Raw genomic sequence first — 26,491 nt, 5'->3', positions numbered from 1 at the left:
GTTAGGCCTTCAAGAAGTCTGATTTTCCACCCAACCAGCGGCTCACATGCCGCTCGGCCAACTCAGGGTAGATGTCTAGCATCCGCGGGGCCAATTCTCTGGCCCATTGAAGCAACTCACCATCTTCAGCCAAATCCGCAAAGCGCAGCAGCGCAGCGCCCGATTGGCGTGCCCCCAAAAACTCCCCGGGCCCGCGAATTTCTAAATCGCGGCGCGCAATTTCAAACCCGTCCGAGGTCTCCACCATTGCCCGCAGCCTCTCGCGGGCTGTCTCACTCACGCGGCCACTCTCTGCGGTGGCATACATCAGCACACAAGCAGAAGCCGCCGCCCCGCGCCCCACGCGCCCCCGCAGCTGGTGCAGCTGGCTCAAGCCAAAGCGCTCGGCATGCTCAATCACCATCAGCGATGCATTGGGCACATCCACGCCCACTTCAATCACCGTGGTGCTGACCAGCACGCCCATCGCACCGCTTTCAAACTGGGCCATCACCGCCTTTTTATCGGCGGGTGGCATGCGTGAATGCAACAAGCCCACCAGCACGGGCTTTGTACCCGGCGCGTTGAGCGCATCCATCAACAAGGCGTGTGTTTCGGTGGCATTGGTCAGATCGAGCGCTTCACTTTCTTCAATCAGCGGGCACACCCAATACACCTGACGGCCTTCATCGAGCTGGTGGCGGATGCGCTCGATCAACTCATCACGTCGCGACTCGGACACCAGTTTGGTCACCACAGGCGTGCGGCCTGGTGGCAGCTCGTCGAGTGTGGACACATCAAGGTCGGCGTAATAGCTCATGGCCAAGGTGCGCGGAATGGGCGTGGCACTCATCATCAGCATGTGCGGCTCTTGTTCGGGCATGCCGTCGTGCGTGAGCATCTTCTCGCGCAGGGCCAAGCGCTGCGCGACACCAAAGCGGTGCTGCTCATCAATGATGGCCAAGGCCAAGTTTTTGAAGACCACCTGCTCTTGAATCACCGCGTGCGTGCCCACCACCAACGCAGCTTCGCCGCTGGCAATGAGGCCCAGCATTTCGGTGCGTTCTTTTTTCTTTTGGCTACCCGTGAGCCATGCCACGCGTTTGCCCAATGGCGTGAGCAAGGGCTCAAGCCAAGCGATGAGCTTGCGAAAGTGCTGCTCGGCCAAAATTTCGGTGGGCGCCATCAACGCGCATTGCCAGCCACCGTCCATCGCCACCGCAGCGGCCAGCGCAGCCACCACGGTTTTGCCCGAGCCCACATCGCCTTGTAGCAAGCGGTGCATGGGCACTTGGCGCATCAAGTCTTGTGCAATTTCCTCGCCCACGCGGCGCTGCGCGCCCGTCAAACCAAAGGGCAATACCCCCAGCAGTTGCTCCTGCAAGCCGCCTTTGTTCAGCACCAAGGCAGGCGCGCGCAGCGCGTCACGCGCGCGCTTGGACTGCAACTGCGACAGCTGCTGCGCCAACAGCTCTTCGGCTTTCAACCGCTGCCACGCGGGGTGCGTGCGGTCTTCCAGCTGCGCCATCGACACATCGGCAGCGGGGTGATGCAAAAAATGCAAGGACTGCTCTAAGCCCCAAGCCTTCGCGCCAGCGCTCATGGCTGAGTGCGGCATGTGCTCGGGCGGAATCGTGTCTACAAATGCGCCATGCCGTGCCGCATGCACCAGCCCGCTGTGCACCGCCTTGCGCAAATACACCTGCGGCAAACCTGCTGACGTGGGGTACACGGGTGTGAGCGCATGGGGCAACTCGCCACCCGCCATATGAAAGCTGGGGTGCATCATGGTGCGGCCCATGAACCCGCCCTTCACCTCGCCGCGTAAACGCAAGCGGGCGCCCACAGCCAGTGCCTTTTGTTGGGAAGGATAAAAACTGAAAAAGCGCAAGGTGCATGTGTCAGAACCATCGTCCACCACCACCAACAATTGGCGACGCGGCTTGTAGGTGATGTCGCACGAGACCACCGTGGCTTCGATCTGCGCCACGTCGCCCTCGCGCGTGTCGGCCAGCCGCACGATGCGCGTTTCGTCTTCGTAGCGCAGGGGCAAATGCAGCGCCAAATCAATGTCGCGGTCCAGCCCGAGCTTGCGCAACGCTTTTTGCGGTGCGGAGAGGGGTTTGGTTTCTGGCTTGGCTGGCATTGCGGCCAATTGTGCCCGCCTGCTGGCTGCGCACCCTCAGCATTACAATTGCATCACATGCATTTTTAAGGGCGGATTTATGAAAACTTCCACACTGCCAGCCATTCGCGTCAAACCCGAACTGCGCGAAGCCGCCGAGCGGGCTTTGCGCCCGAAAGAGACCTTGTCCAAACTCATGGAATCGTCGCTGGAAAGCTTTATTTCACACCGTGCGGCTGAAGATGAATTCATCAGCCGCGGCTTACGCGCCGCACAAACTGCACGCCAAGACAACGCCTACGTCAGCGTCCAAGACGTGCTGACACAACTCGACCAACGCATCGCCGCAGCCAAGCGCAAATGAACCGCTTTGAAGTTCGCTTCACCGAAGAAGCGCGTGAAGACCTGATTCGCCTGTTCGACTTCTTGCTGCAGTTTGACCTTGACGTAGCCTTGCGCGCCCGACAGACCATCGAAGACAGCCTCAAGCTGCTAGAACAATTCCCCTTCACCTGCCGCAAGGCTGCAAATGGCGCACACGGGCCTCGCCTAAGAGAACTTGTCATCTCATTTGGCTCCACAGGCTATGTGGCGTTGTTTGAAATTGACGATGCCCAAACGCTGACCGTGCTGGCCCTCAGGCACCAGCGCGAGGAAGACTTTCACTGAGACTTCGGGTCTTGCGCTTGCTCGCACACCCGCTCAAACAACTCAAACACAGTCAGACCTAGCCCTACGGCGATGACCTCCATCGCGTTCAGCGTGGGGTTGGAAGGATTGTTGAAACCAGAGTACATACAACAACTTAACTTCTACAAGGTCATACTATTGCGGTAATTGAGCAAATCTGAAAAGCCCAAACAGCCGTGCCAAAATCACGGCTGTTTTTACTTGGAACGGGCTCGTCCAGCCCTCAAGCGCATGTCACACACTTACACGCTCAGCGATTTTGATTTCGAACTGCCTGAGTCCCTGATTGCCCAGCATCCCGCCTCTGAACGCAGCGCCTCGCGCTTGCTCGATGGCCGCCAGGCTGCGTTTGCCAACCGCACCTTCAAAGACCTGCCATCTCTGCTCAAAGCAGGCGACTTGCTGGTGTTCAACGACACCCAAGTGGTGAAAGCCCGTTTGTTTGGCGAAAAGCCCACCGGCGGCAAGCTCGAACTCTTGGTCGAACGCGTGCTGTGCGACCACGAAGTGGTAGCCCACATGAAGGTGAGCAAAAAGCCACCCATTGGCACCGCGCTGTTGATGCGTGGCGGCCCTGAAGAAGGCGGATTCACCGCCACGCTGTTGGGCCGCTGGCCAAACCTTGACGGGCAGCTGTTTCGCTTCAAGTTCAGTGACGAGCCGCACACGCTGATGCAAGCGCACGGCCACATGCCGCTGCCGCCCTATATTGAGCGCCACCAAAACACCGCTGACGCACAGCATGAAACCCCCGCGGCCAAAGCCGAGGACGAGCGCCGTTACCAAACTGTGTTTGCCAAACACCCAGGCGCTGCCGCCGCACCCACTGCCGCGCTGCACTTTGACGAAGGTGTGCTGCAAGGGCTGGAGGCCCAAGGCGTGGCGCGCGCCAGCGTCACCTTGCATGTGGGCGCGGGCACGTTTCAGCCGGTCAAGACCGAGAACTTGGCCGAGCACCGCATGCACAGCGAGTGGTACAACATCCCGCCCGAAACCATCCAAGCCATTGCCGACTGCCGCGCCCGCGGTGGCCGCGTGGTGGCGGTGGGCACGACCAGCGTGCGCACCTTGGAGAGTTGGGCGCAAAGCGGGCTGACGAGTGGCGACACGCACATTTTTATCACCCCCGGCTTTGAATTCAAGGTGGTGGATGTGCTGATCACCAACTTTCATTTACCCAAGAGCACCTTGCTCATGTTGGTCAGCGCGTTTGCGGGCTTTGAGCACATGCACGCGCTCTACCGCCACGCGATTGCCCACCAATACCGATTCTTCAGCTACGGCGATGCCATGCTGCTTGAGAAAAAATTTGTTTGAAAGACCGACCATGTTGAAGTTTGACGTTCTCACCAAAGATTCATCCAGCCACGCCCGCCGCGGCAAGCTGACGCTGAACCACGGCGAGGTGCAAACCCCCATCTTCATGCCTGTGGGCACCTACGGCACAGTCAAAGGCGTGATGCCGCGCAGCCTGGAAGAAATGGGCGCGCAAATCATTTTGGGCAACACCTTTCACCTGTGGATGCGCCCCGGCCTTGATGTGATGCAAAGCTTTGGCGGCCTGCACGACTTTGAGCGCTGGCACAAACCCATCTTGACTGACAGTGGCGGTTTTCAAGTGTGGTCCCTGGGCGCGATGCGCAAGATCACCGAAGAAGGGGTGACATTTGCCTCGCCCGTGAATGGCGACAAGCTGTTCATGTCGCCCGAGGTGAGCATGCAAATTCAAACCACACTCAACAGCGACATCGTGATGCAGCTCGACGAATGCACGCCCTATGAAACCAAAGGCCACCTCACCACCGAAGCCGAAGCCCGCCAGTCAATGGAGATGAGCCGCCGCTGGGCGGTGCGCAGCAAAGATGAATTTGCACGCTTGGAAAATCCCAACGCGCTGTTTGGCATCGTGCAAGGCGGCATGTTCACCCACTTGCGCCAAGAGTCGCTGGACGCGTTGGTGGAGATGAATTTTCCCGGCTACGCCGTGGGCGGCGTGAGCGTGGGCGAGCCCAAAGACGAAATGCTAGAAATCATGGCGCACACGCCGCACCGTTTGCCCGAGCACAAACCGCGCTACCTGATGGGCGTGGGTACCCCAGAAGACTTGGTGCAAGGCGTGGCCGACGGCGTGGACATGTTTGACTGCGTCATGCCCACCCGCAATGCGCGCAACGGCACGCTGTTCACCCGGTTTGGCGATTTGAAAATTCGCAACGCCCGCCACAAGGCCGACCACGGCCCGCTCGACAGCACTTGCTCTTGCTACACCTGCGCGGGCCACACGCGTGCGGATGGGACGACCAGTGGCGGCTTTAGCCGTGCCTACTTGCACCACCTCGACCGCTGCGGTGAAATGCTCGGCCCCATGCTGACCACCGTGCACAACCTGCATTACTACCTGAACCTCATGCGCGAGGTGCGCGAGTCTTTAGAGGCGGGTCAGTTCGGCGCATTCCGCGCCAAGTTCAAAGAAGATCGGGCGCGGGGGGTTTAACCCTGCCGCGAGACAGCGGCAAATTACGCCTCGGTGGTGAACACTGTCAACACGCCGGTGTAGCCATGCAATTCTTGGTGGGCAATTTCGCCACTGGCAAAAAAGCCCACCAAGGGCACATCGCCCAATGCGCGACGCACGATGTGCATCTCGGCACTTGGCCCACCAAAGTGGGGGCCGCCTCGCCCGGCGCAGCTCACATAAATCGCACCTGCCATGCGGCGTGCAGGGTGTGGGTTGGTGTGGGTGTCAGCACTCAGAGCGCCAGCCAAATCGGCCGTCATTTCTTCGGGCTCGAGGGCCTCGCGAATTTCGGCACAGATGCGTGTCAGGTCGGCACGCGCGGCCGCTGCATTGCGTTGGCAAAACGTGAGGCGCATGCCCACATCCACAGCTTTCGCCACGGCCACCGCCTCGCGTGCGGGGTCGATGCCGATGATGTGGCGCACCAGCACGGCATCATCAAACTCACCAGTGCGCTTGATGGTCGGGTCATGCTCGGCAGACAAGCCCACCAAGGTGGCACGCACTTTGGCAATGGCGGGTTGTGTGTTGGTCAGGCTGATTTGCAGGTCGCGCTCCAGCACATGCAGTGCAGGCTCGCCGTCAAGGGAGAGCACCACATGGTTATCGGCGCCGGTGATGGTGTGCACCTTGGCCACGGGCAAACAGCCTTGTGTGACGCGCGACACCAAAGCCACCTGGGCATCAAAGGCAACGCCACTCAAGCCACCATGAAACACCCCAGTGGCTTTGCCCTGCCCCGCGATGTTGCCGTCGCCGCTGAGTGCAAACTGCACCACGTCGGTTCGACTGGCCGACAGGCCGCCAAACACATAGCCACTGGCCGTGCGCTGGGCTAGCTCGGCAATCAGCTCGGGCACATCGGGGGTTTGCGCATCGGCATGCAACAGCGCGGTGTGTGGCACAAAGCTGCTGCCACGCAAGTTGCCCATGCCCGCTTGCGCCAAAGGGGCCACGCCGCTGAACACACGGTAATGCTCGGGCGCAATGTCGCACAGCATCACGCTCAGCGCAGGCTCGTCAAAGTACTCCACGTTATTGGCCGCAATCCCCACGCCAACCGTGCCAGCCCAGTCGGTGATTTCGGGCAACTCGGCACTCAGGTGCGACAAGATGTCTTGTGCATGGGTGGCGTAGTGGTCGGTGATGTAGAGCAGTCCAAGGTGCGGCGCATTCGCATAGTCGGGTAAAGCCATGTGCGCGCGTAACTGGGCCAGCACCAAGCCAGCGGCCATTTCCCAATGCGGGTGGGTGGCGTGACCGTAAGGGAAGAGCTTCATTTTTTTCGGGCAACTGTCTTGCGAGCCGCAGGGGTTTTTGCTGCAGAGGATTTGGCTGCAGTTTTTCGCGGTGTGGCTTTGGCCACTGGTTGTTTGGCAGTCGGCTGGGCAGCTTGTGCAGACGCATGGGCGTGCGCGCGATGCGCCATGTCGTTCATGGCGTGTGTGGCGATGTGTTGAAACTGGTCGGTCAATGCACCCCACCAGTGCGAGGGGTCTACGCCACTCGCAGGGGCTTTTTTGTTTCGCGCTTGGCTTGGCTTGGCTTGGGGCGCTTCGGGTTCGTCGTGCACGACAGGGTCAGGCTGCGCAGGGGCCGCTTGTGTGAACGAGTACATGGGTTGAGCAGGTGCCGCTGGTTGCGGCTTGGCTTTCAGGGAGTCGGCCAAGTCGTTGAAGCTCATGTTCATGCCCTTCAAGGTGTTGAGCGTCATGCGCTGCACCTCTAGGGCTTGAATGGTGGCGCCCACTGCTTTGGTGTTTTGCTCTAGCCAGAACTGAACCGTCTTGAGTTCTTGAATGCGCTTGTCTAGCTCTTCGGGGTCCAGCGTGGGCGCAACCCAACCAGGCGCAGCAGATGCGCCGGCCCCGCCACCGGGGGTGAGATTTTTTAAGAAATCAAAGCCCGGAACGAACTTGGTGAAATCAAAGCCAGCGGATTGGGTCATGTTTGTCTCCTGTGTAGAAGACACATTAAACCAAACCTCACTCAGTGTTTGTGATCGCCGTGGTTGTGGTCCATCTGTTTTTGCTGCTGCAGCATGGGCGCTTGCATGCCCACTTGCACTTTCAGCTCCACGTTGGACTTGACACCTTTGGCGTCTTGAAACGTCAGCGTCACGGGCACGGTGGTGTCTTTGGCCAAAGGGGCCTTCAGGTCCATCAACATGACGTGATAGCCGCCGGGCTTGAGCTCGACCGCTTTGCCTGCGGGCAGGTCAAGACCATTGGGCAGAGCTGCCATCTTCATGATGTCTTTTTCCATCTTCATTTCGTGGATTTCCACCACGCCAGCCGCAGGGCTGCTGGCCGACACCAACTTGGCGTTGTCTTTGGCGGTGATCTTCATGAACGCGCCCGTGGCCTTTTGGCCCTGCACCGTGGCGCGTGCCCATGCGTCGGTGACAGTCACGTTTTGTGCAAACGCGCTAACAGCGCACACGGTAGTGAGTGCAGCGGAAATGAGGTGTTTGTTAAATGTCATGCTTATCTCCAAAAAGAAAACTTATGAAAGCCAACGCTTGAGCATACTAGGCGAAGGTGGACCGATTGTTTTTTGCAAACCACCATTGCGATCAATCAACACAATGTAGGGGGTTACATTGGGCCATTGCGGATCGACACTTTGACGAATCGCTGGTTCAAATCCGTCAAAAGAATACAACTGCGTGAGGCCACTGAAATGACTGGCATGCCTGACGGCCTGAGCACCACTCACATCCATCATGACGGCAGCCAACTCAATTTTTTTGCCATTTTTTTTCACGGCATTGTTCAGAACCTCAAAGGCTTCAGGACATGTACTGCAATAAGAAGTGGTGAACATATAGGCCATTGGTCGAGGACCTTGCTTCACAAGATTTGTCCAAGTTGTCTCATCAAATGCTCGAACAGCCAGGAAAGAAGTTTTTACGGACACACCATTGGCGTGGTGATGTTGCGCAAACGAAACCAGAGGCACGCCGAGTTGCAAAAAAATCAAATATGCGACGACCTGTTTAAAAGCTAATTTCATAAGTCTTGATTTCTTCTGACAAGCGCCAAACAACCGCCATACGAGAGCCAATTTGCGCCAAACGCGGATGATCGTTATTTCCAACCGTATCACCAAGATTTTTTAGTTCAAATGTATTGCCGCCATCGCGCGACAACCAGGCTTTCAAGCTAGTTTTTTTACCCTCAGAGCTTCGCCAGACGATGGCTACTTTTTCCTTGTGTGACATCACATCAGCATGTTCAGCCCGCGGATCAGGCAGCATCTTTAAGGTGTTGGCTAAAGGCTCGCCATCGGCGCTCAGTCTTGCATACCTCACACCTGCAATCGTCTGATCTTTTTCTTGCCTCAGACCAAACCAAACAGCATGGTAGCCACCCTTTTTCTCTAAGGCATTCAATGCGAGGCCTGGTCCATGGTGAGGGCATGCATTAATTTTCCAATCGTCATAGCTAGCGCGTGTGATTTGGTTAGGCTGTTTGGTCTCAACGCTCGAAAATGCATGGTCGCGCGTTTGCTGTCCAAAAACATGGCGCCACATGGCCTGCAACTCACCCGCTTGGTTATGAGTCAATGCAATACGACAACATTCGCACGAATGATCTGCCACTTTGGTATCAGGCTCAAACGTATCGCCCCCATCTCGCGACACATTTCTGTAAATAGCGGCACCCACATAACTTTTGCCTGAATTGCGGGGCGGCTGATCACGCTTATCTATCCAGAGCGTGTGCAAATCACCTTTGGCATCAAACGCGATGGACTCAAATCGATGCGTGATTTCTTGCTGGTCTTGATGAACCGTAAAAGGTGCGGAAAAGGTCTTGCCGCCATCGGCACTTCGCATCATTCGAATGAAACCCGTATAGGGTTTAGCAAGTGGCTGGGTATAACTGATGACAACCCAGCCATTTGGACCAAAGGCGATTTTTGGTCGATTCTCACCATCAGCGGAGACTTCATCTGATCCAATATCAAGAATCTGAGGCGGAGAGAACTCAATCGGGCCTGGAAATGTCGTGTGCTGCACGAACATTTTTCCACCCGAATCGAGCCCTAAAACCCAAAGCCGTCCATCTGGACTGAAAGCTGCCCCCATGGAAAGCTGTGGTCGGCGGCTGGATGCAACATGGGTATGTTGCGCCAAGCTATGCACCGAGGTGCACAAGACAACAGCGAGTGCGATTAATTTGCAAAACCAGGGAGACATTTTCATTTTTGAATTATCTGTATTACCAGCGAACATCTACACCCGTATAAACAGCTCTGGGCAAAGCAGGCGAGAACACACGGGTACTAGAAGAAACAGATGCGCTATCGGCATAGCGCTTATCTGTCAAATTAGTGATACGCCCAAAGAGGTTGACATCCTTGCTCAACGCATGGCTTACCCTTAGGTTGAAAACTTCGTGCCCTTCGTACTTACCAAAGTTTGGGCTGTTGGTTGCCTCAAGCCAGTAAGAGCCGAGATGAACCCACTCTAATTGCGCGAGGTTTTGGCTATTGGGACGCCAAGTTAGGCGTGTGTTAGCGATGGTTTTAGGTGCCGCCTCCATCGTATTTCCAGAGTTGTTGGCGCTGGAAGTGACCCAATCAATGTACTTATGGCTGGCAAAACTCAATGCACTGTCTAGTCGCCAAGTCCTATCCAAATTGGCCCCCAAAGCAAACTCAATGCCTTGATGTTGGGTCTTACCGGCGTTCACTGAAGTTGTCACGTTGGTAGCTAAATCCCTTTGTGACACCAAGTCATCGTATTTCTCCAAACGATAGGCCACGATGTCGTAGTCGATACCTGAAGAAGAACCACGCACACCAAATTCAGACTGCTTGGCGAGGATTGGCTTCAAACTCAAAGCCAGTAGTGCCTTGGCACTGGCAAGGGATGAAGTATTGTCGTTTCCAGCCCTGAACAATTGCGATTCGGAGGGCACCCTGAAACCCTGATTGTGCGACGCATACAAGCTTGTTTTGGAATCTAGCAAATGTGTCAACCCAAGCTTTGGTGAAGCACGGCTGAATGATTTTTGGGTATCAGCAATTTGCCCGTAATACTTATTTCCGGCCAAGACATGGCTAGAAAGATGATTATCTAAGTTAAAAGTAATGTGGTCATAACGTAGGCCCAGCGTTACCGAAGTTTTGTCAGTCGGTTGGATTTGCAAGTGCGAGTAAAGTGATTCTGATTGGAAATCAACCTTGTAATCGTATATGCGGGAACCAACCGTGTATCCCGTGTAATTCGTGTTGGCTCCTGTCCCTGTTTTGGTCAACGTCAATGCGTCCTCTGTGCGGGATCCTGGGCTTCTCTCTGCATCAAAGCCCATGATCAATCTCGGCTTCCAAGCTCCGCCCAAGTCCTTTCTCCACTTCGTCAAAATACCTAGTGAAGTCAAAGCGGTGTTCTCAATGCGAGGGTCTGAACTCAGGTTGTAGGAACCGTTCAGATCCATTTTGTTGTATCGGGCATACGGCGTGACAGTAAACACATCGTCGCCTTGGTAATGGGTAATTTCACTAGAAAGTCTCAACGCCTCCACCTTACGGTAGGCTATTGAAAAATTATTTTTAGTCGGGTTGTTTTCGTAATCGGCGCGGGTCAGCGCTGAATTCGCACCCGTTTGCTGATCAATGTTTGTATAACCCAATATGGTCTTAACAAACGTCTTGTTATCTATGACTTTGTCCCAGCGAAAATTCGCACTGGTTCGGTCATAGCCTGTCTTGTCACGCCATCCATCGGTATGCGAGCGATTGACACTAATTCGAAGACCTCCGTCTTGATCAGCGCCAAAGGTCCCATCAGCCAATACTCGCTTCCATCCAAAACTCCCAACCTCAACCGTTGTACTCACACCATTTGTTTTTTCAGGTGCTCGTGTGATGATATTCACAGTCCCTGCAATAGCATCGGAGCCATAAAGCGCTGACCCAGGACCGCGGATGACTTCAACAGCAGCTGCTTGAGGAATATTGACCTCGTAAAGTGCGTTATGGTTAAAGAATCCAGTTGCACGCGTTGGAATACCGTCTTCAAGGTAAAGATATACGGGATTCGTGGAGAACGGTTGGCGGATGGCCATGTTGTGACCTTCACCGTTGGTGACCCCCACTGCTACTCCAGGTATTTGTCCAAGTAGTTGTTGAGGGTGAGTTGGACCAGTCAGGCGAATCGACTCTTCTGAAATCACACCAATTGACGCGGGAGTTTCCTTGAGCGTGCTCTTCTCTTTGGTGGACGTGACTGTAACGACGTCCAAAAAGGACTCTGCATCTTTGATATTTTGTGCTTGCACAGCAGACGCAATAAGCGTGAGCGTCAAAATAGATATTGAATTAGGTTTGATTTTTTTCATACAACTTTTCCTGAAATCTAGACGGCTTGTATTTGCGCGTTCAAGCAGCAAAAAAGCCAAACAAAGGCCGCGGCAAAAGGCCGCACACCCGCTTTAACGATCAGAGGAAAAGTGCAGGCGGCCCGCGCGATGGGAGCGGGGGTGCCGTGAGGGCCGCAATGTGCGCTGAAGCCACGGGCTGCAGGGCATGGGCCAGAGGGGAAGCTTGCGTCAACGCGGTGTTGAGCGCGGGAGGCGGTGCGCAAATCGACGCGCACAAGGGGCAATCCAGCGTGAGGCTGGAGGCTGACGCATCGTCGTCGCCTTGCACCACCAGCTTCATGGCGCCAGTGCCGGTACACACCATGTCCATGCCCTTGGGATTGATCACGGGTGATGCAATGGCCACGCCCACAGACAACGCGAACCACACCAGCACGAGGCGGGTGATTTGAATGGCGTTGCGTCGCTGTTGCATGGCTTGCATTATGGCGCAAGCCAACAACGGATCATGACCATCCGGTCAAATCGCGTGATACCGCTTTTTATTGATGTCCATCAACGACATCCCAGCCACTTGCGCGCAGGATGAGGTGCATACCAAGAGGAACTTTGATGGACGCACCACACACCAACGCTTTCAAGCGCCAGCTTGAAACCCAACGCGCCGACTTACTGGCACAGATTGCGCAACAACGCGGCGGCATTGCCAGTCGTGCTGAAGTGGCTGCCGAGCACTTTTCGCACAACGAAGACTCAGACGCACAGGTCAACACCGCACGTGACCTTGAGTTCGCCCTCAACGAACACGAGACTGCCGAGCTGGCCGCGATCGATGAAGCATTGGCCCGCGTCACCGCAGGCACTTATGGGCAATGCACTGACTGCGATGCCACGATTCCCGACGCCCGTCTGAGCGCAGCGCCCGAAGCCGCCCGCTGCATTGGCTGCCAAGAAAAAGCCGAACGCCACCCTCACTAAGAAAGAAAAACAGATGACTACTTTTCACGCCGTGGTTTGGATGGACCACCAAGAAGCCCATGTGTTGATGTTTGACCGCGAGCATGTGGAGAGCCAACGCGTCAAATCACGCAGCCACCACAAACACCAAGGCAAGCCCAATGAAGTTGCACACCTGTATGCCGACATTGCCAAAGCGCTTGAAGGCACGCACGAAGTGTTGGTCACCGGTCCAGGCATGGCTCGCGACGAGTTTCGCGATTGGTGCAAACAACACCACGCCCATGTGCACGTGGTGGACAGCGTGCCCAGTGATCACCCCACCGATGCACAAGTGGTGGCGATGGCCCGTCATTACTTTATGAAGTTTGACAGCATGGGCGCTGACCCCGCGCTCGTTAAATAAGGCTCAGCGGCGCCAGCTCTTGCTCAATGGCGCCAAACACGCTTTGGCCGTCTTTGCCCTTGGCTTCGATGCGCACGGTGTCGGCAAACTGCATGAAGTCGGTGGTGGCTTTGCCATCGAGCGCGGTTTCCATGGCGCGTTTGTCGGCGATGCAGCTGTAGCCCTTGGGCCATTCGGTTTTGCCGTTTTGCTCGAAGCCTGCATGGCTGACTGTGCCGCTGCTGACCACCGTCCCCGCTCGCAGAGCGCGGGTCTTGCTGGCATGCGCCACGATCTGGCCAAAGTGATACGTCATGTCAGTGCCTGCATCGCACATGCCAACTTTGCGGCCGTTCCACGCCACTTGCATGGTCAGGTGCACGCCGCCGTTGTCCCACGCGTCGCCCAATTCATCGAGCGTGACTGCAACGGGGCTGAATGATGCTGCGGGTTGGCTTTGCAGGCGGTCGGCCACGTGACGCAAGGTGGTGCAGTTTGACAGCATCACCAAGCGGATGCATTCAAGCGCATCGTCAGGCGATAGGCCAGGGGACACATCGCCTGTGATGACCGCGATTTCTGCCGAGAAGTCTGCACCTGAGTTTTGATCGGCGCACAGCACGGGGTCGTGTGCGCCCAGCAACACGTCGCTTGCTGCTTGGTGCACCACCAAGTCGCCACCGCCCTCACCCAACCAGGCGGCGTGGCTGGCGTAGGCCGTGCCCGTCAGACGCTGGTAGGCGCGAGGCAATGGGGCCATGCACATGGCGGGGTTGAACGCAAAGGCATGGCGCGCTTTGCCGTTGTTCAGGGTTTCATAGAGGTCTTGCAGCTGCGGGGCGATGAACCCCCAGTCATCAAGCGCTTGCTGCATGCGGCTGGCAATGCCCGTCGCATAATGCGCGGTGCTGAGGTCACGCGACACGACCAGCAGTTGGCCGTCGCGCGTCCCGTCTTTGTATGTGGCTAATTTCATGCCACGATTCTATGAAAGAACACTCGCCCGCCATGCACGCCCGTGCCCTGCCTTCTCGCCCCATGCGTGCGCCGCATTTGCAGCCCAAACAGGCGGTGCTCTTGGTGGGTGTCGTGCTGGTGCTTCATCTGTGGCTACTTGCAGGCACGCCTCTGTGGGTCAATTCCGCACCGGGCGAGCCACTGCGCCCGCAGGCCATGGTGACGAGACAAATTAAAGTGGCTTCGCCACGCGCCCCGCAATTGCCCGCCCCGAAGGCGCCGCCAATTGCGCAAGCCCTCCCCACACAGACGACCGACGCTCCCGCCATGGCCAGCGAAAGCGTCAAACCTTTGAAGTTTGACGAATTCGGCCATGACCTGGCCACGCCGTTGGCTCTGCCGGTGCGCAGCGCAGAAGCGGTGGACTTGCCGCCCTTCAAACGCGCAGGCACCGAAGGCCTGACCGAAGCCACCCGCTTCATTGCACCTGAATCGGCCCTGCTGAAATACAAGGTTCAAGGCCAAGCGAAGGGCTTGAATTACTGGGCCGGCGCTGAACTCAATTGGCAGCAAGACGGCCAGAATTACGAGGCGCGCCTTGAGGTGAGCGCGTTTTTACTCGGCTCTCGGGTGCAAGTCAGCAAAGGCACTTTAGGCGCAGAAGGGCTCATGCCAACCCGCTTTGGCGACAAAAGCCGCAGTGAGCTGGCGGCTCACTTTCAGCGCGACAAAGGCATCATCAGCTTCAGTGCCAACTCGCCCGATGCGCCGCTGCTCAAAGGCGCACAAGACCGGCTGAGTGTGGTGCTTCAGATCAGCAGCCTGCTGGCGGCCGACCCCACCCGCTTTCCTGCCGGCACGATGTTGTCTTTCCAAACCGTGTCGCAGCGCGAGGCCGAGGTGTGGCATTTTTTGGTGGAAAAGGAAGAGCTGCAAGATCTGCCTTTTGGGGAGATCAACGCCATTAAAGTCAACCGCAAGCCGCGCCGCGAATTTGACCAACAAATTGAACTCTGGTTTGCCCCCACCTTGGGCTACTTGCCCGTGCGTTTGCGCATCACCAACGCCAACGGCGATTTTGTAGACCAACTGTTGAGCAGGGCTGAAAAGCCCAGCCCTTGAATTTGGCCGTTTGAATCCGATATGCTTAGATGCAATTCGTTTTTCGCCGAAAGTTTCCCATGGACATGCTCTACAACTCCGACACGTATTCGGTCATGCATCTGCAGGTGGATGATGCGTGTGTGCCTGTGCGCCCCGATGTGCCGGCTTTGGCACGCCACGGCTTTGAAATTGTGGACAAGCGCTCGGGCAAAGAGATTTATCTAGAGGGCTCGTGGGCCGAGCAGTTCCAAGCCCATTTGCGCGCTTGGCAAGAAAACGCCCCCAGCCAAGAAGAAGTGGAAGACACCTTGGCCGGCTATGCCGAGCTGGCCCAAAACCCGGTGGTGGTGCACTGAGCCTGCTTTGCGCAAGACGTCCAGGGCGCCTCGGCGCCCTTTTTCTTACCCAGTCCTCCCTACAATTGCACCCATGACTGCCTACATCCTTAATTTGTCTTGCCCCGATCGTCAGGGCATCGTGCACGCCGTGTCTGGTTTTTTGCTGGAGCGCAAAGGCAACATCGAAGAAGCCGCCCAATACAACGACCCCGACACGGGCCTGTTTTTCATGCGCGTGCAATTTGCCTGCGATGCCGTGGTGCCAGACGACTTGCGTGCGCAACTCGCCAGCTTTGCTGACACCTTCGGCATGAAGTGGACCCTGCACGACACCACGCAACCCATGCGCACGGTGTTGATGGTCAGCAAAGAAGGCCACTGCTTGAACGACTTGTTGTTCCGCGTCAAAAGCGGCCTGCTGCCTTTGGACATTCGCGCCATCGTCAGCAACCACCGCGAGTTTTACCAACTGGCGGCCAGCTACAACGTGCCGTTTCACCACATTCCCGTGACGTCTGCCACCAAAGCTCAGGCCGAGGCCAAAGCCTTTGAGGTGATTGAAGCCGAAGCTGCAGAGCTGGTGGTGCTGGCCCGCTACATGCAAATTTTGAGCGACGATCTGTGCCAAAAATTGTCGGGCCGGGCCATCAACATTCACCACAGCTTCTTGCCCAGCTTCAAAGGTGCCAAGCCCTACTACCAAGCGCACGACCGTGGCGTCAAGCTCATTGGTGCCACCGCCCACTACGTGACCGCCGACTTGGACGAAGGCCCCATCATTGAGCAAGACGTGGCCCGCGTGGACCACAGCAAAACCGTGGAAGACTTCACCGCCCAAGGCCGTGATACCGAGAGCCAAGTCCTGGCTCGTGCTGTGAAGTGGCATAGCGAGCACCGTGTGCTGCTCAATGGCCACAAGACCGTTATTTTTAAATGAGCGCCAGCCGCATTCCGCCCATTCAGTGTTTGCTCACTTTTGAAGCGTTGGCGCGTTTGCGCTCAGTCACACAAGCGGCAGAAGAACAATGCGTCACGCCAAGCGCAGTCAGCCACCGCGTCAAGCAACTCGAGCAGTTGCTGGGCGTCAAACTGTTTGGCCGTGCTGACTTCTCGCTCACCACCGAAGGAAGCGAATACCTGGCGCATGTGCGCGAGGGCTTGGCCATTTTGGAACGCTTTCCTGGCAAAGACGGCAACGCCACAACCGGCAAACGCAAATTGCGCTTGGCCGTCACACCGACGTTTGCCCGCTCCATCCTGATGCCGCGCTTGCGCCAGTTTGCAGACGCGTACCCCGAGATTGACATCACCCTGCAAGTGAGCATTCCGCTCTTGGATGTGGTGGCTGAAGACGCTGACCTCACCATCCGCTTTGGCACAGGACGCTACGCCGACGTGGAGCACATCTGCCTCATGAAAGACGACGTGACGCCCTTGGCCTCACCTGCCTACATCCGCGAACATGGTCCGTTTGAAACGCCACAAGATCTAGAAACCGCCACCTTGCTGCGCAGCCCGCTAGAGCCTTGGCGCACTTGGTTTGCCGCGCACGACTTGGACTGGCCCGAACCGATGGATGGGTCAAGCTTTAACGACATTGGTCTGATGTGCGACGCGGCTGCCCAGGGCTTGGGTATTGGCTTGGTGCGCTTGAAGCTAGGTGCGCCTTGGCTAGAAAACGGCACATTGGTGCGCATCTTCCCGCGCCAAGCGCCTAGCCCCCATGGGCATTACTTGTGTTGGCGCACGGGCGCGATGGAGCGATGGGAATGTGCGGCGTTTGCGGATTGGTTGAAGAAGGCTGTTCCTTAAGTCTTTGTCTGTCGTTGCAATTTCGTTCGCTGTGAACGGGAGTGGCCAGTACCGCCACACGGCTTACATCGCTGCGCGACGAATGGCGCCGTATGACGGTACCGGCCCCTCCCATTCACGACACCCGAAGAAACGTCACGAAATACCCTTTTATGCCGACCTTGCGAATCCAAGCAACCGTCAAGTGGGCAGTGGGGTACGTCATGCGGCGCCATTCGTCGCGAAGCGATGTAAGCCGCAGGGCGTGCTCCACTGTCTACTTGACGCGACCGAAGTGAGGCAACAAAACCATTTCAACGCGAGCTGTAACTTTCTTCACACGCCAAACCCCAGTTTTGCCGTAAAGTGCAATGCATGAACGCACCCCTCACCTCCGATCAGCACACCACCCTTGCCCGCGCCGAGCGCCAGTCACAAGTGGTGCAAGCCCTGCTGAAAGTGCTGCCACAGCACGCCCTGCTCTACACCCTTGAGGACACAGTGCCTTACGAATGCGACGGCCTCACCGCCTATCGCGCCCGCCCCATGTGCGTGGCCTTGCCCGAGACAGTAGACCAAGTCCAAGCCGTGCTCAAAATTTGTCATGCCTTGGATGTGCCCGTGGTCGCACGCGGTGCTGGCACGGGCCTGTCGGGTGGTGCGATGCCGCACACCATGGGTGTGACGCTGTCGCTGGCCAAGTTCAACCAAATTCTCAACATCGACCCTTTCGCTCGCACTGCCTTGGTGCAATGTGGCGTGCGCAACCTCGCCATCAGCGAAGCGGTGTCGCAATACGGGCTGTATTACGCGCCCGACCCGTCCAGCCAAATTGCTTGCACCATCGGCGGAAACGTGGCCGAAAACTCGGGCGGCGTGCATTGTTTGAAATACGGCCTGACCGTGCACAACGTACTGAAGGTGAAGGGTTTCACCATCGAGGGCGATCCAATTGAGTTTGGCAGCGATGCGCTTGACACACCGGGTTTCGATTTGTTGCCCGTGGTCGTGGGCAGCGAAGGCATGTTGGCCGTCACCACCGAGGTGACTGTCAAGCTCGTGCCCAAGCCCCAGTTGGCGCGCTGCATCATGGCCAGCTTTGACGATGTGCGCAAAGCGGGCGATGCGGTAGCCGCGGTGATTGCCGCAGGCATCATTCCCGCAGGTTTAGAGATGATGGATGGCCCCATGACCGCCGCCGTAGAAGACTTTGTGCATGCCGACTACGACCTGAGCGCCGCCGCGATTTTGCTGTGCGAGAGCGACGGCACGCCCGAAGAGGTGGAAGAAGAAATTGGCCGCATGAGCGACGTGCTGCGCAACTGCGGGGCCACCGCCATCACGGTCAGCCGCGACGAAGCACAACGCCTGAAGTTTTGGAGCGGACGCAAAAATGCGTTCCCCGCCTCGGGCCGCATCAGCACCGACTACATGTGCATGGACAGCACCATCCCACGCAAGCGTTTGGCCGACATCTTGGAAGCCATTCAAGAGATGGAAAAGAAATACCAGCTGCGCTGCTTGAATGTGTTCCATGCGGGCGATGGCAACCTGCATCCACTGATTTTGTTTGATGCCAACGACCCCGACCAGATGCACCGCTGCGAACAATTTGGCGCAGACATTTTGGAAACCAGTGTCGCCATGGGCGGCACGGTGACGGGCGAGCACGGTGTGGGCATCGAGAAGGTCAACAGCATGTGCGTGCAGTTCAGTGGCGAAGAAAACGAACAGATGTTTGGCGTCAAGCGCGCCTTTGACCCCAAGGGCCTACTTAACCCCGGCAAGGTCATCCCCACCCTGCACCGCTGTGCCGAGTACGGCAAGATGTTGGTGCGCGCCGGGCAGATCAAGCATCCGGATTTGCCGCGGTTTTGAGCTGAGCCTCAATCAAGAGGCTTGACACCATAGCGCTTCATCGCTGCTTCAATTTGGTTTTGCTCTCAGCCCACTTTGAATAGTCCACGTGATTGGATTTCACTATCTGAGCTGAACCTTGTATCTTGAAACCTTTCTGTACAAACACATCCACGGTCGCTAGCCAACAAAGCACACTTGACTTGATTTGTTGTTTGACAAGGTCATCAAACATCACATTTCCTGGAATCAAGCCGCCAACAACGTGCAACGCTGAATCTTTGCCAGTGCTTCACCCATCGACTCACGTGCAATGGCCATGTCGTAGTTGGTTTGCCCGCGCAACCACCAACCATCACTCAAACCAAAGTAACGACATAAACGTAAATCGGTGTCGGCAGTGATAGACCGTTTGCCCGCCACGATTTCGCCAATACGCTGTGCGGGCACGCCAATTTCTTTGGCGAGTCGGTATTTACTCAAACCTAAGGGTTTGAGGAATTCTTCTTCCAGCATTTCGCCGGGGGTAACGGGAGCAACTTTTCTCATGTCATTTCACCTCAGTGGTAGTCCACGATTTCCACATCAAATGCGCCTTCTGGGCCCCATTTAAAACAGACGCGCCATTGGTCGCTGATGCGAATGCTGTATTGGCCTTTTCGTTTGCCCTTGAGGGCTTCTAATCTATTTCCAGGCGGCGCTCGCAAGTCATCCAACACAATTGACCAATCCAGCTGCTCTAACTTGCGTAAAGCGGAGCGTTCGATGTTGACCCAACGCGCCACAGGTTTGCCCTCAAACAGCTTTTGTGTATCCGAGCATTTGAAAGACTTGATCGCCATGCCCAGATAATAACGCGACACATGACTAATGTCAAATAGTTACTTAAGCGGCGTAAGCGCGCCCACCAAATATCGCCGTCCCGACCCGCACCATCGTGCTGCCCGCCTGCACAGCGGCGTCTAGATCGCCCGTCATGCCCATGGACAGGGTGTCGAAGTGGGGCAGGTTCAAGGCGGCTTTGACCATATCAAACAACGCGCGTGCTTTGGCATGCACCGCCACTTGAGCCTCAAAGCCATCCACAGGGTCGGGGATGGTCATGAGGCCGCGTAACGCCAAGCGGGGCAGCTTGGCCACTTCGGTGGCCAGCGCCAGCACCTCGTCGGGGGCGAGGCCAGATTTGGTTGCGCCGCCGTCAATGTTGACTTGCAAACATACGTTGAGTGGCGCCAGGTGCGCGGGGCGCTGGTCACTCAGGCGCTGCGCAATTTTGAGGCGGTCCACCGTGTGCGCCCAATCAAAATGCTCGGCAACAAGTTTGGTTTTGTTGCTCTGCATGGGGCCAATGCAATGCCACACCAGCGCAGGCTGGCTGTCTTGCAAGGCGATGATTTTGTCTACGCCTTCTTGGATGTAGTTCTCACCAAAGTCGCGTTGACCACAGGCTGCCACTTGGCGCACATCGTCGGCGCTGAAAGTTTTGGACACGGCCAACAACTGCACGCTGCCAGCGGGTCTGCCACTGGCGAGACAGGCTGCATGGATGCGCACTTGCAAAGCGTGCAGCTTGTCGCGCAGGAGGGTTGAGGCGTGTTCAAAGGTGCTCATGTGGGGCTACTTTAACAAGGCATTGATAGGGTTACCTGTGCGACATACGGAGTGGCTGCGCTGCCCCTATGATTTGATACGAATCAACCCTCTATAGAAACACCATGTCCAGCATCAACGCCAAAACCTACGAATCCGCCGCTTCTGCCCACGTTGCCTTCATTGGCATGGGCGTGATGGGTTATCCCATGGCCGGCCACTTGGCCAGCGCAGGCCACGCGGTGACGGTTTACAACCGCTCACCCGCCAAGGCGCAAGCTTGGGTGACAGAATTTGCCAACAGCAAAGCCCCCCAAAGCGCACCCACCCCACGCGAAGCCGCCAAAGGCGCGAGCATTGTGTTTTGCTGCGTGGGCAATGACGCCGATTTGCGCTCGGTGGTGTTTGGCGCTGACGGCATGTTGGCAGGCATGGCGCCAGGGACGGTGTTGGTGGACCACACCACCGCCTCGGCTGACGTGGCACGCGAGATTTACGCTGCGGCCAAGAACCTGGGCATTCACTTCATCGACGCACCTGTGTCTGGCGGCCAAGGTGGCGCTCAAAACGGTTTGCTGACTGTGATGTGCGGTGGCGATGCGGCGGTGTTTGAGCAAGTCAAGCCTGTGGCCATGGCTTTTTCACGCGCGTTCACGCTGATGGGTGAGCCTGGCGCGGGCCAGCTGACCAAAATGGTGAACCAAATTTGTATTGCTGGCTTGGTGCAAGGCTTGAGCGAAGCCATCGCCTTTGGTCAAAAAGCGGGCCTCGACATGAACCTGGTGCTCGACGTGATTGGCAAAGGGGCGGCTCAAAGCTGGCAAATGGACAACCGTGGCAAGACCATGGTGGCCGACAAGTTTGATTTCGGCTTTGCTGTTGACTGGATGCGCAAAGACTTGGGTCTGGTGTTTGACGAAGCCAAGCGCAACGGTGCGGTGTTGCCTGTGACGCAGCAGGTTGACCAGTTTTATGCCGATGTGCAAACAATGGGCGGTAACCGCTGGGACACGTCTAGCCTGATCAAGCGTTTGCGTTAAACCCAAAGCGCCTACGCAAAAGCCCCGCAGCGAGAGCTGACGGGGCTTTGTGTTGGTTGGGGATGAGATGTGCTTTTACTTGATGGGTGTCACCACGGGCTGGGGTGGCTTGACGGCAGGGGGCGGGTTGAGGTTGACCGATTCAGCATTGCTGCGCTTGGGTTGCATGGCGCGCAGCTCGTCGTCGGTGATGTATTCAAACACCCGCACCACACGTTTGACACCACTCATGCCTCGAACCACATCGGTGGCTCGCTTGGCTTCGAGCTGCGTGACGCGACCCATGAGGTAGACGGTGCCACGCTCGCTCACCACTTTGAAGACGTTGGCAAACACGTCCTCGGTGTCCACCATCGATGCCTTGACTTTGGCCACCAGCAACACATCGCTTGCTCGTTCGCTGGTGCTGGACGCTGGGCCAATGGCCAGCTCGTTGACCACCGCCCGCACATTTTCGACACGGCTGACCAAAGACTCCACTTGTCGACGTACAGTGTCGTTGGACACCTCGCCCGTGAGCAACACTTGGCGGTTGTAGCTGGTAATGTTGATGTGTTCTTTACTACCAAAGTTTTCGCGCATGGCCGTGCCACTGCGTTGCTCAATGCTTTCATCTTCGAGCTGAATGCCCGCTGTACGACGGTCACTGGCCACCATCGCACCGCCAATGACGCCTCCAAACATCAGGGGTGCAGCACATGAGGCAAGCCCCAAGCACATGACCAAGGTGGACAGCATCGAGGCTGTTGATTTGCCGTAAATTTTCATTCTTTACCTTCTGTTTCGCCAAGCAACTGCGTGTCTACGCCGTCGCAAATGCAGTGAATAGCCAATAAATGCACTTCTTGAATTCGGGCCGTACGGTCGTGCGGCACACAAATATGCACATCCGTTTCGCGCAGAGCTTGATTCATTTTGCCGCCGCCTTTGCCGCTTAGAGCGACCACAGTCATGTCGCGCTCATGAGCCGCCTCGATGGCTGCCAGCACATTGGCCGAGTTACCACTGGTGGTGATGGCCAGAAGTACGTCGCCCGACTGCCCTAAGGCACGAACCTGTTTGGCGAAAATTTGCTCAAAGCTGTAGTCGTTGGCGATGGCCGTGATGATAGAGGTGTCGGTGGTCAGCGCAATGGCCCCTAGCTCGGGTCGCTCACGCTCAAAGCGGCCCACAAATTCGGCCGCAAAGTGCTGTGCATCTGCGGCCGAGCCACCATTGCCGCATGCCAGCACTTTGCCACCACTGGTGACACTGGCCAGCACAGCAGACACGGCGGCGGCGATCGGTTTAGACAGGACTTGCGCGGCCTGATATTTCAGGTCCGCAGAGTCGATGAAGTGTTGTTCAATTCTTTGCTCAAGCATGCCGCCAATGATACCTTTAAGCATCAAATGCGGCTTTGAACCACTGCATAGCGTCACCTTCAACAGCGACCACATCAAACCGGCACGGGGGCATGTGTCTGAGTTTTAACAAGTAATGCTGGGCCGCAAACACAATACGCCGTTGCTTGACAAGCGTCACGCTAGCGATGGCCCCGCCATGCTTTGTATTTGCTCGGTTTCGCACTTCGATAAATACCAGCGTGCCATCGTTGTCGCGCATGATCAAATCTATTTCGCCCCCGCCCCTGCCTGGCGTCCGATAATTGCGCTGCAGCAGCTTCAAGCCCTGTGCTTTTAAATGATGCAACGCGCGGTCTTCAGCCGCATCTCCTTTTTGCTTGGTGGTGGATGGCAAGTGCACTTGCAATTGACTCTCAGGTTTGTTCACAGCATCTCCCAGATGAACGTCAACTTTGATTCCGCTTTGACGGCCGCGCACGCTGCCGCAGCCAACCAAATGCATCCAGCTGGCACGCTGTATGTGGTGGCCACACCTATTGGCAATTTGGCCGACATCAGTTTGCGTGCGCTGCATGTGCTGAGTGTTTGCGACACACTGGCTTGTGAGGACACGCGTCACTCACAAACTTTGCTGCGTGCCTACGGCATCGACAAATCAAATTCTCATTGGTTAGCCGTGCATCAACACAATGAGGCTGAAGCTGCTGTCGAAGTGATTCGCCGTTTGCAAGCTGGCGAACGCGTCGCCTATGTCAGCGATGCAGGTACGCCCGCTGTGAGCGACCCAGGCGCTCGCTTGGTATGGCAGGTGCAAAGTGCAGGCTTGCGCGTGATGCCCTTGCCTGGCGCGAGCAGCGTGACGGCACTTTTGAGTGCTTGTGGCACGCCTGCCCATGACTCGTCGGGTTTTGTGTTTGTGGGCTTCTTGCCGGCCAAGGCCACCGAGCGTGGCCATGCGATTGAGGAAATGCGCCACGAACCCCGCACTCAGGTGCTGTTAGAAGCGCCTCATCGCATCGAAGCGCTCGCGAGTGCGTTGGAGGTTTTGGGTGAGCGCTCGGTCACTGTGGGTCGCGAGTTGACCAAGCAATTTGAAGAAATAGCCACCCTGGCCGCCAAAGATTTATGCGCATGGCTTTGTGGTCATGCCCAACGAACACGGGGTGAGTTTGTGTTGGTGGTGCACGCGCAGCCTCAAGCGCGCACTGAAGGCTCGGACACCGACCGCCTGCTGAAAATCTTGATGCAAGAATTGCCTCTGAAAACTGCAGTCAAAGTGGCTGCAGAAATCAGCGGTGAAGCTAAAAATGCACTGTACGACCGCGCATTAGAGCTGAAACAAGCCTCTGCCTGACAAACTTGGTGCGGCTGGCGGGGATCGAACCCACGACCCTTGGCTTCGGAGGCCAATACTCTATCCACTGAGCTACAGCCGCACTTCTATCGCTTTTGCATTGTAGGCCACCGCTATAATTGAAAGAGTTCTAAAGCTACCCATCAGGATTTATAAAAATGAGTGACCAGCACCACGAGGAAGCCCACACAGGCCCTATCAAAACACCTAAGCAGCTCTTGATTGCTGTTTTGTATTCTTTTGTTTTGCCCGTCTTCATCATCATTGGTTTGGTGGCCTATGTCACTTCTGCCAACAAGCCACAAGCAGGTTCATCTACCGAGCCAGAGGCGATTGCCGCGCGTATCCAAAAAGTTGGATCGGTTGAAATCAAAGATGCCAACCGCGCCGCTCGAACTGGTGAGGACGTTTATAAAGCTCAATGTGCTGCTTGCCACGTCGCGGGTGCTGCGGGTGCCCCTAAGTTTGGTGATGTTGGGGCTTGGTCTGCACGTGTGGCCAAAGGCTATGACACGCTGATGACATCGGCCCTCAAAGGCAAGGGTGCCATGGGTGCTCAGGGTGGGGGCGATTTTGAAGATTTTGAAATTGGTCGCGCTGTTGTCTACATGGCCAACGCTGCTGGCGCAAAGTTTGCCGAGCCTAAAAAGCCTGAGGCCAAGTAATACTTCGTTTCGCCAGAAAACCGGCCTCGGCCGGTTTTTTTATATCTGTTCTTTTGTCTGTGTGTGTTGTGGGCTTCGTACATAGCCAAAAACTTTTGCCAGTTCGCGCTTTGCTACCGCTTGAGGCACCCACAAACCTGTTTCTATGAAGTCGGCTGCGTGCAACACATCTTGTGTATGAAGCAGGCCAAAGCCTTGCTCTGTATCCAGATACAAACGACCATGCTCATCCACGATACAGCGCTGCATACGAGCGGCTGATCCCGTATGAGACTGAATGGAACCATCCGGTTGCAAGCGCCAAACCCATGGCGTGGCCTCTAGCTCAACATATACCCGCTGCGGTCCGTTTTGAAAAAACCACCTGCCTTGTTTGTCGCTGGCATAGTTGCGGCCAATGAAGTCGATCAGCTTCTCATGGAGCAAGCGCGAACCTTTGCTTTGCGAAAAGTTGCCCCGTTGCTGCGTTTGCTCATCCCGCATATACCAATCGCCGCGCGCGTCCAATCCTAGCCAACCATAGCAGTCAGGCACATTGGGCCACTTGGCCATGGCTTGTAAAACGAGGTCATCCATGTTGCGACATCCAATCTGTGACTGCCCAAGGCATTTCTTGCAAGTCTCCAGGGAAAGTTCCTGAAGCAAAACCCACGTGTCCCCCTGCTTCAGGTTGACACAACTTGACCCAAGCGCTCACCTGATTCAGCGCGGGCAAACTGCTTGCAGGGATAAATGGGTCATTACAGGCATTGAGTACCAGTGCGCTGACTTGCACCCGAGATAAGCCAGGTTTGGCACTGGCACGTGCCCAGTAGTCATCGGTGTTTTTAAAACCGTGCAGGGGCGCGGTGAATACTTGGTCAAATTCATAGAGAGACTTCGCAGCCATCAATGTGTGAGGGTTGAACAATCCTGGGAACTGCTTGAGTTTTTCCATGGCACGAGGCTTCATGGTGCCTAAAAACATGCGTGCATACAACCATTTGTTGATTCCTGCATCAATGGCTTTGCCGCTTGCCGTTAAGTCGATGGGTGAACATACCGAGGCAATAGCGTCAACATACTTTGTGGCAGTTTGTCCCATTTCACCTGCCCAGCGCATCAAAGCATTGCCGCCTAAGGAGATGCCTACCGCGTACAAGGGGCCACGGTGCTGTTCACGAATGCGGCTGAGTATCCAGCCGACCTCTTCAAAATCGCCGGAATGGTAGGCACGCGGAGCCCAATTGATTTCACCGCTACAGCCACGAAAGTGGGGAACCGCCATGTGCCACCCGCGTTGGTGTGTTTCATGAGCAAATGCTTGTGCGTAATGGCTGCTTGACGACCCTTCTAAGCCATGAAACAAAATCACCAAAGGCCGCTCTGGCGACAAGTCAATTTCGTCTTTGCGCCAATCGACATCAATAAAGTCGCCATCTGGCGTGTTCAATCGTTGTCGCGTCCATTTGGGCACAGGTCCA

The 26,491-nt window shown here is 56.4% G+C and carries 32 protein-coding genes and 1 tRNA gene; 14 read left to right on the top strand and 19 right to left on the bottom strand.

Annotation, left to right across the window (positions count from 1 at the left end; all coding sequences use genetic code 11):
* Position 1: 1 nt before the first annotated feature.
* Positions 2-2,125 carry an ATP-dependent DNA helicase RecG gene (gene recG / locus V7Q41_RS05205; protein WP_333844024.1) on the bottom strand — a complete coding sequence of 708 codons (2,124 nt, stop codon included), beginning with the start codon at positions 2,123-2,125 and terminating at the stop codon, positions 2-4.
* Positions 2,126-2,204: 79 nt separating this feature from the next.
* Between recG and V7Q41_RS05200 the strand changes: the two genes are divergently transcribed.
* Both V7Q41_RS05200 and V7Q41_RS05195 read left to right on the top strand, forming a co-directional pair.
* Positions 2,205-2,468: a YlcI/YnfO family protein gene (locus V7Q41_RS05200; RefSeq protein ID WP_333843751.1), complete on the top strand. Its 264-nt coding sequence runs from the start codon at positions 2,205-2,207 to the stop codon at positions 2,466-2,468.
* A complete protein-coding gene (locus V7Q41_RS05195; RefSeq protein ID WP_333843748.1) occupies positions 2,465-2,773 on the top strand; it encodes a type II toxin-antitoxin system RelE/ParE family toxin in 309 nt (102 codons plus the stop codon). The genes V7Q41_RS05200 and V7Q41_RS05195 overlap by 4 nt, the downstream gene beginning before the upstream one ends.
* On the opposite strand, the gene V7Q41_RS05190 is transcribed toward V7Q41_RS05195, so the two are convergent.
* Positions 2,767-2,901 (bottom strand): hypothetical protein, encoded by a 135-nt coding sequence (locus V7Q41_RS05190; protein ID WP_333843745.1) that lies wholly within the window; start codon positions 2,899-2,901, stop codon positions 2,767-2,769. The two genes, V7Q41_RS05195 and V7Q41_RS05190, sit on opposite strands and share 7 nt — an antisense overlap.
* Positions 2,902-3,025: 124 nt before the next feature.
* On the opposite strand from V7Q41_RS05190, the gene queA reads away from it, so the two are divergent.
* Positions 3,026-4,111, top strand: a complete 1,086-nt coding sequence (gene queA, locus V7Q41_RS05185) for a tRNA preQ1(34) S-adenosylmethionine ribosyltransferase-isomerase QueA (RefSeq protein ID WP_333843742.1) — start codon at positions 3,026-3,028, stop codon at positions 4,109-4,111.
* 10 nt (positions 4,112-4,121) lie between these two features.
* Entirely contained in the window at positions 4,122-5,288 is a 1,167-nt protein-coding gene (tgt, locus tag V7Q41_RS05180; protein WP_333843739.1) for a tRNA guanosine(34) transglycosylase Tgt, read from the top strand.
* 23 nt (positions 5,289-5,311) lie between these two features.
* Here the strand turns inward: tgt and V7Q41_RS05175 are convergent, their stop codons facing one another.
* The 7 genes from V7Q41_RS05175 to V7Q41_RS05145 all read right to left on the bottom strand — a co-directional run bounded on the left by V7Q41_RS05175 (position 5,312) and on the right by V7Q41_RS05145 (position 12,119).
* The gene (locus V7Q41_RS05175) at positions 5,312-6,592 is read right to left on the bottom strand and encodes an FIST signal transduction protein (protein WP_333843736.1); all 1,281 of its coding nucleotides are present in this window, start codon (positions 6,590-6,592) and stop codon (positions 5,312-5,314) included.
* Entirely contained in the window at positions 6,589-7,260 is a 672-nt protein-coding gene (locus V7Q41_RS05170; protein WP_333843734.1) for a PhaM family polyhydroxyalkanoate granule multifunctional regulatory protein, read from the bottom strand. Before V7Q41_RS05170 ends, V7Q41_RS05175 begins: the two co-directional genes overlap by 4 nt.
* Positions 7,261-7,301: 41 nt before the next feature.
* Complete coding sequence (locus V7Q41_RS05165) at positions 7,302-7,796, bottom strand: copper chaperone PCu(A)C (protein WP_333843732.1); 495 nt, start codon at positions 7,794-7,796, stop codon at positions 7,302-7,304.
* A gap of 21 nt (positions 7,797-7,817) precedes the next feature.
* The gene (locus V7Q41_RS05160) at positions 7,818-8,327 is read right to left on the bottom strand and encodes a hypothetical protein (RefSeq protein WP_333843730.1); all 510 of its coding nucleotides are present in this window, start codon (positions 8,325-8,327) and stop codon (positions 7,818-7,820) included.
* Positions 8,311-9,522, bottom strand: a complete 1,212-nt coding sequence (locus V7Q41_RS05155; RefSeq protein WP_333843728.1) for a hypothetical protein — start codon at positions 9,520-9,522, stop codon at positions 8,311-8,313. Before V7Q41_RS05155 ends, V7Q41_RS05160 begins: the two co-directional genes overlap by 17 nt.
* A 16-nt stretch (positions 9,523-9,538) precedes the next feature.
* Complete coding sequence (locus V7Q41_RS05150) at positions 9,539-11,662, bottom strand: TonB-dependent receptor (protein ID WP_333843726.1); 2,124 nt, start codon at positions 11,660-11,662, stop codon at positions 9,539-9,541.
* 100 nt (positions 11,663-11,762) lie between these two features.
* Positions 11,763-12,119, bottom strand: coding sequence for a DUF2946 family protein (locus V7Q41_RS05145; RefSeq protein WP_333843723.1), 357 nt, complete (start codon positions 12,117-12,119; stop codon positions 11,763-11,765).
* A gap of 137 nt (positions 12,120-12,256) precedes the next feature.
* Between V7Q41_RS05145 and V7Q41_RS05140 the strand changes: the two genes are divergently transcribed.
* Together V7Q41_RS05140 and V7Q41_RS05135 are read left to right on the top strand one after the other, a co-directional pair.
* On the top strand, positions 12,257-12,622 hold the full coding sequence (locus V7Q41_RS05140) for a TraR/DksA family transcriptional regulator (protein ID WP_333843720.1): 366 nt from the start codon (positions 12,257-12,259) through the stop codon (positions 12,620-12,622).
* 13 nt (positions 12,623-12,635) lie between these two features.
* Positions 12,636-13,007: a hypothetical protein gene (locus V7Q41_RS05135; protein ID WP_333843717.1), complete on the top strand. Its 372-nt coding sequence runs from the start codon at positions 12,636-12,638 to the stop codon at positions 13,005-13,007.
* Here V7Q41_RS05135 and V7Q41_RS05130 read toward each other — a convergent pair.
* Positions 13,000-13,962: a fumarylacetoacetate hydrolase family protein gene (locus V7Q41_RS05130; protein WP_333843714.1), complete on the bottom strand. Its 963-nt coding sequence runs from the start codon at positions 13,960-13,962 to the stop codon at positions 13,000-13,002. The two genes, V7Q41_RS05135 and V7Q41_RS05130, sit on opposite strands and share 8 nt — an antisense overlap.
* An 11-nt stretch (positions 13,963-13,973) precedes the next feature.
* Between V7Q41_RS05130 and V7Q41_RS05125 the strand changes: the two genes are divergently transcribed.
* From V7Q41_RS05125 to V7Q41_RS05105, 5 genes are all read left to right on the top strand, one after another.
* Positions 13,974-15,065: a DUF3108 domain-containing protein gene (locus V7Q41_RS05125; protein WP_333843711.1), complete on the top strand. Its 1,092-nt coding sequence runs from the start codon at positions 13,974-13,976 to the stop codon at positions 15,063-15,065.
* Positions 15,066-15,124: 59 nt separating this feature from the next.
* Positions 15,125-15,403, top strand: coding sequence for a BTH_I0359 family protein (locus V7Q41_RS05120; RefSeq protein ID WP_333844021.1), 279 nt, complete (start codon positions 15,125-15,127; stop codon positions 15,401-15,403).
* A 73-nt stretch (positions 15,404-15,476) separates the two neighbouring features.
* Positions 15,477-16,322: a formyltetrahydrofolate deformylase gene (gene purU, locus V7Q41_RS05115; protein WP_333843709.1), complete on the top strand. Its 846-nt coding sequence runs from the start codon at positions 15,477-15,479 to the stop codon at positions 16,320-16,322.
* Entirely contained in the window at positions 16,319-17,197 is an 879-nt protein-coding gene (locus V7Q41_RS05110) for a LysR substrate-binding domain-containing protein (protein WP_333843706.1), read from the top strand. The genes purU and V7Q41_RS05110 overlap by 4 nt, the downstream gene beginning before the upstream one ends.
* Before the next feature lie 354 nt (positions 17,198-17,551).
* Entirely contained in the window at positions 17,552-19,054 is a 1,503-nt protein-coding gene (locus V7Q41_RS05105) for an FAD-linked oxidase C-terminal domain-containing protein (RefSeq protein WP_333843703.1), read from the top strand.
* 228 nt (positions 19,055-19,282) lie between these two features.
* On the opposite strand, the gene V7Q41_RS05100 is transcribed toward V7Q41_RS05105, so the two are convergent.
* Genes V7Q41_RS05100 through V7Q41_RS05090 form a run of 3 tightly spaced genes read right to left on the bottom strand, consistent with a single transcriptional unit; the run spans position 19,283 to position 20,644 of the window.
* A complete protein-coding gene (locus tag V7Q41_RS05100; protein ID WP_324500229.1) occupies positions 19,283-19,582 on the bottom strand; it encodes a HigA family addiction module antitoxin in 300 nt (99 codons plus the stop codon).
* Positions 19,583-19,593: 11 nt separating this feature from the next.
* A complete protein-coding gene (locus tag V7Q41_RS05095; RefSeq protein ID WP_333843695.1) occupies positions 19,594-19,875 on the bottom strand; it encodes a type II toxin-antitoxin system RelE/ParE family toxin in 282 nt (93 codons plus the stop codon).
* 43 nt (positions 19,876-19,918) lie between these two features.
* Entirely contained in the window at positions 19,919-20,644 is a 726-nt protein-coding gene (locus V7Q41_RS05090) for a YggS family pyridoxal phosphate-dependent enzyme (protein WP_333843693.1), read from the bottom strand.
* Positions 20,645-20,748: 104 nt separating this feature from the next.
* Between V7Q41_RS05090 and V7Q41_RS05085 the strand changes: the two genes are divergently transcribed.
* Positions 20,749-21,663 carry an NAD(P)-dependent oxidoreductase gene (locus tag V7Q41_RS05085; protein ID WP_333843691.1) on the top strand — a complete coding sequence of 305 codons (915 nt, stop codon included), beginning with the start codon at positions 20,749-20,751 and terminating at the stop codon, positions 21,661-21,663.
* Between the two features lie 75 nt (positions 21,664-21,738).
* Here the strand turns inward: V7Q41_RS05085 and V7Q41_RS05080 are convergent, their stop codons facing one another.
* From V7Q41_RS05080 to V7Q41_RS05070, 3 genes are read right to left on the bottom strand one after another with little or no spacing between them, the layout of a single operon-like run.
* On the bottom strand, positions 21,739-22,431 hold the full coding sequence (locus V7Q41_RS05080; RefSeq protein WP_333843689.1) for a BON domain-containing protein: 693 nt from the start codon (positions 22,429-22,431) through the stop codon (positions 21,739-21,741).
* Positions 22,428-23,027: a phosphoheptose isomerase gene (locus V7Q41_RS05075; protein WP_333844019.1), complete on the bottom strand. Its 600-nt coding sequence runs from the start codon at positions 23,025-23,027 to the stop codon at positions 22,428-22,430. The genes V7Q41_RS05080 and V7Q41_RS05075 overlap by 4 nt, the downstream gene beginning before the upstream one ends.
* A 16-nt stretch (positions 23,028-23,043) precedes the next feature.
* Complete coding sequence (locus tag V7Q41_RS05070; protein WP_333843686.1) at positions 23,044-23,436, bottom strand: YraN family protein; 393 nt, start codon at positions 23,434-23,436, stop codon at positions 23,044-23,046.
* Positions 23,437-23,448: 12 nt separating this feature from the next.
* On the opposite strand from V7Q41_RS05070, the gene rsmI reads away from it, so the two are divergent.
* Positions 23,449-24,363, top strand: a complete 915-nt coding sequence (rsmI, locus tag V7Q41_RS05065; RefSeq protein ID WP_333843683.1) for a 16S rRNA (cytidine(1402)-2'-O)-methyltransferase — start codon at positions 23,449-23,451, stop codon at positions 24,361-24,363.
* 6 nt (positions 24,364-24,369) lie between these two features.
* Here rsmI and V7Q41_RS05060 read toward each other — a convergent pair.
* Positions 24,370-24,445 (bottom strand) — tRNA-Arg (locus V7Q41_RS05060).
* Positions 24,446-24,521: 76 nt separating this feature from the next.
* Here V7Q41_RS05060 and V7Q41_RS05055 point away from each other — a divergent pair.
* On the top strand, positions 24,522-25,028 hold the full coding sequence (locus tag V7Q41_RS05055) for a c-type cytochrome (RefSeq protein ID WP_333843680.1): 507 nt from the start codon (positions 24,522-24,524) through the stop codon (positions 25,026-25,028).
* 39 nt (positions 25,029-25,067) lie between these two features.
* On the opposite strand, the gene V7Q41_RS05050 is transcribed toward V7Q41_RS05055, so the two are convergent.
* Entirely contained in the window at positions 25,068-25,604 is a 537-nt protein-coding gene (locus tag V7Q41_RS05050) for a DUF2946 family protein (protein WP_333843678.1), read from the bottom strand.
* Entirely contained in the window at positions 25,597-26,484 is an 888-nt protein-coding gene (locus V7Q41_RS05045) for a YheT family hydrolase (RefSeq protein ID WP_333843676.1), read from the bottom strand. Before V7Q41_RS05045 ends, V7Q41_RS05050 begins: the two co-directional genes overlap by 8 nt.
* Between the last annotated feature and the right edge of the window lie 7 nt (positions 26,485-26,491).

This window comes from Limnohabitans sp., from assembly GCF_036804465.1.
Taxonomy (GTDB): Bacteria; Pseudomonadota; Gammaproteobacteria; order Burkholderiales; family Burkholderiaceae_C; genus Limnohabitans.
This window is presented reverse-complemented; position numbering and strand designations above follow the sequence as displayed.

Coding starts and splice junctions, on each gene's coding strand:
- recG (WP_333844024.1), bottom strand. CDS start 2,125: ATGCCAGCCAAGCCAGAAACCAAACCCCTCTCCGCACCGCAAAAAGCG.
- V7Q41_RS05200 (WP_333843751.1), top strand. CDS start 2,205: ATGAAAACTTCCACACTGCCAGCCATTCGCGTCAAACCCGAACTGCGC.
- V7Q41_RS05195 (WP_333843748.1), top strand. CDS start 2,465: ATGAACCGCTTTGAAGTTCGCTTCACCGAAGAAGCGCGTGAAGACCTG.
- V7Q41_RS05190 (WP_333843745.1), bottom strand. CDS start 2,901: ATGTACTCTGGTTTCAACAATCCTTCCAACCCCACGCTGAACGCGATG.
- queA (WP_333843742.1), top strand. CDS start 3,026: ATGTCACACACTTACACGCTCAGCGATTTTGATTTCGAACTGCCTGAG.
- tgt (WP_333843739.1), top strand. CDS start 4,122: ATGTTGAAGTTTGACGTTCTCACCAAAGATTCATCCAGCCACGCCCGC.
- V7Q41_RS05175 (WP_333843736.1), bottom strand. CDS start 6,592: ATGAAGCTCTTCCCTTACGGTCACGCCACCCACCCGCATTGGGAAATG.
- V7Q41_RS05170 (WP_333843734.1), bottom strand. CDS start 7,260: ATGACCCAATCCGCTGGCTTTGATTTCACCAAGTTCGTTCCGGGCTTT.
- V7Q41_RS05165 (WP_333843732.1), bottom strand. CDS start 7,796: ATGACATTTAACAAACACCTCATTTCCGCTGCACTCACTACCGTGTGC.
- V7Q41_RS05160 (WP_333843730.1), bottom strand. CDS start 8,327: ATGAAATTAGCTTTTAAACAGGTCGTCGCATATTTGATTTTTTTGCAA.
- V7Q41_RS05155 (WP_333843728.1), bottom strand. CDS start 9,522: ATGAAAATGTCTCCCTGGTTTTGCAAATTAATCGCACTCGCTGTTGTC.
- V7Q41_RS05150 (WP_333843726.1), bottom strand. CDS start 11,662: ATGAAAAAAATCAAACCTAATTCAATATCTATTTTGACGCTCACGCTT.
- V7Q41_RS05145 (WP_333843723.1), bottom strand. CDS start 12,119: ATGCAACAGCGACGCAACGCCATTCAAATCACCCGCCTCGTGCTGGTG.
- V7Q41_RS05140 (WP_333843720.1), top strand. CDS start 12,257: ATGGACGCACCACACACCAACGCTTTCAAGCGCCAGCTTGAAACCCAA.
- V7Q41_RS05135 (WP_333843717.1), top strand. CDS start 12,636: ATGACTACTTTTCACGCCGTGGTTTGGATGGACCACCAAGAAGCCCAT.
- V7Q41_RS05130 (WP_333843714.1), bottom strand. CDS start 13,962: ATGAAATTAGCCACATACAAAGACGGGACGCGCGACGGCCAACTGCTG.
- V7Q41_RS05125 (WP_333843711.1), top strand. CDS start 13,974: ATGAAAGAACACTCGCCCGCCATGCACGCCCGTGCCCTGCCTTCTCGC.
- V7Q41_RS05120 (WP_333844021.1), top strand. CDS start 15,125: ATGGACATGCTCTACAACTCCGACACGTATTCGGTCATGCATCTGCAG.
- purU (WP_333843709.1), top strand. CDS start 15,477: ATGACTGCCTACATCCTTAATTTGTCTTGCCCCGATCGTCAGGGCATC.
- V7Q41_RS05110 (WP_333843706.1), top strand. CDS start 16,319: ATGAGCGCCAGCCGCATTCCGCCCATTCAGTGTTTGCTCACTTTTGAA.
- V7Q41_RS05105 (WP_333843703.1), top strand. CDS start 17,552: ATGAACGCACCCCTCACCTCCGATCAGCACACCACCCTTGCCCGCGCC.
- V7Q41_RS05100 (WP_324500229.1), bottom strand. CDS start 19,582: ATGAGAAAAGTTGCTCCCGTTACCCCCGGCGAAATGCTGGAAGAAGAA.
- V7Q41_RS05095 (WP_333843695.1), bottom strand. CDS start 19,875: ATGGCGATCAAGTCTTTCAAATGCTCGGATACACAAAAGCTGTTTGAG.
- V7Q41_RS05090 (WP_333843693.1), bottom strand. CDS start 20,644: ATGAGCACCTTTGAACACGCCTCAACCCTCCTGCGCGACAAGCTGCAC.
- V7Q41_RS05085 (WP_333843691.1), top strand. CDS start 20,749: ATGTCCAGCATCAACGCCAAAACCTACGAATCCGCCGCTTCTGCCCAC.
- V7Q41_RS05080 (WP_333843689.1), bottom strand. CDS start 22,431: ATGAAAATTTACGGCAAATCAACAGCCTCGATGCTGTCCACCTTGGTC.
- V7Q41_RS05075 (WP_333844019.1), bottom strand. CDS start 23,027: ATGCTTGAGCAAAGAATTGAACAACACTTCATCGACTCTGCGGACCTG.
- rsmI (WP_333843683.1), top strand. CDS start 23,449: ATGAACGTCAACTTTGATTCCGCTTTGACGGCCGCGCACGCTGCCGCA.
- V7Q41_RS05055 (WP_333843680.1), top strand. CDS start 24,522: ATGAGTGACCAGCACCACGAGGAAGCCCACACAGGCCCTATCAAAACA.
- V7Q41_RS05050 (WP_333843678.1), bottom strand. CDS start 25,604: ATGGATGACCTCGTTTTACAAGCCATGGCCAAGTGGCCCAATGTGCCT.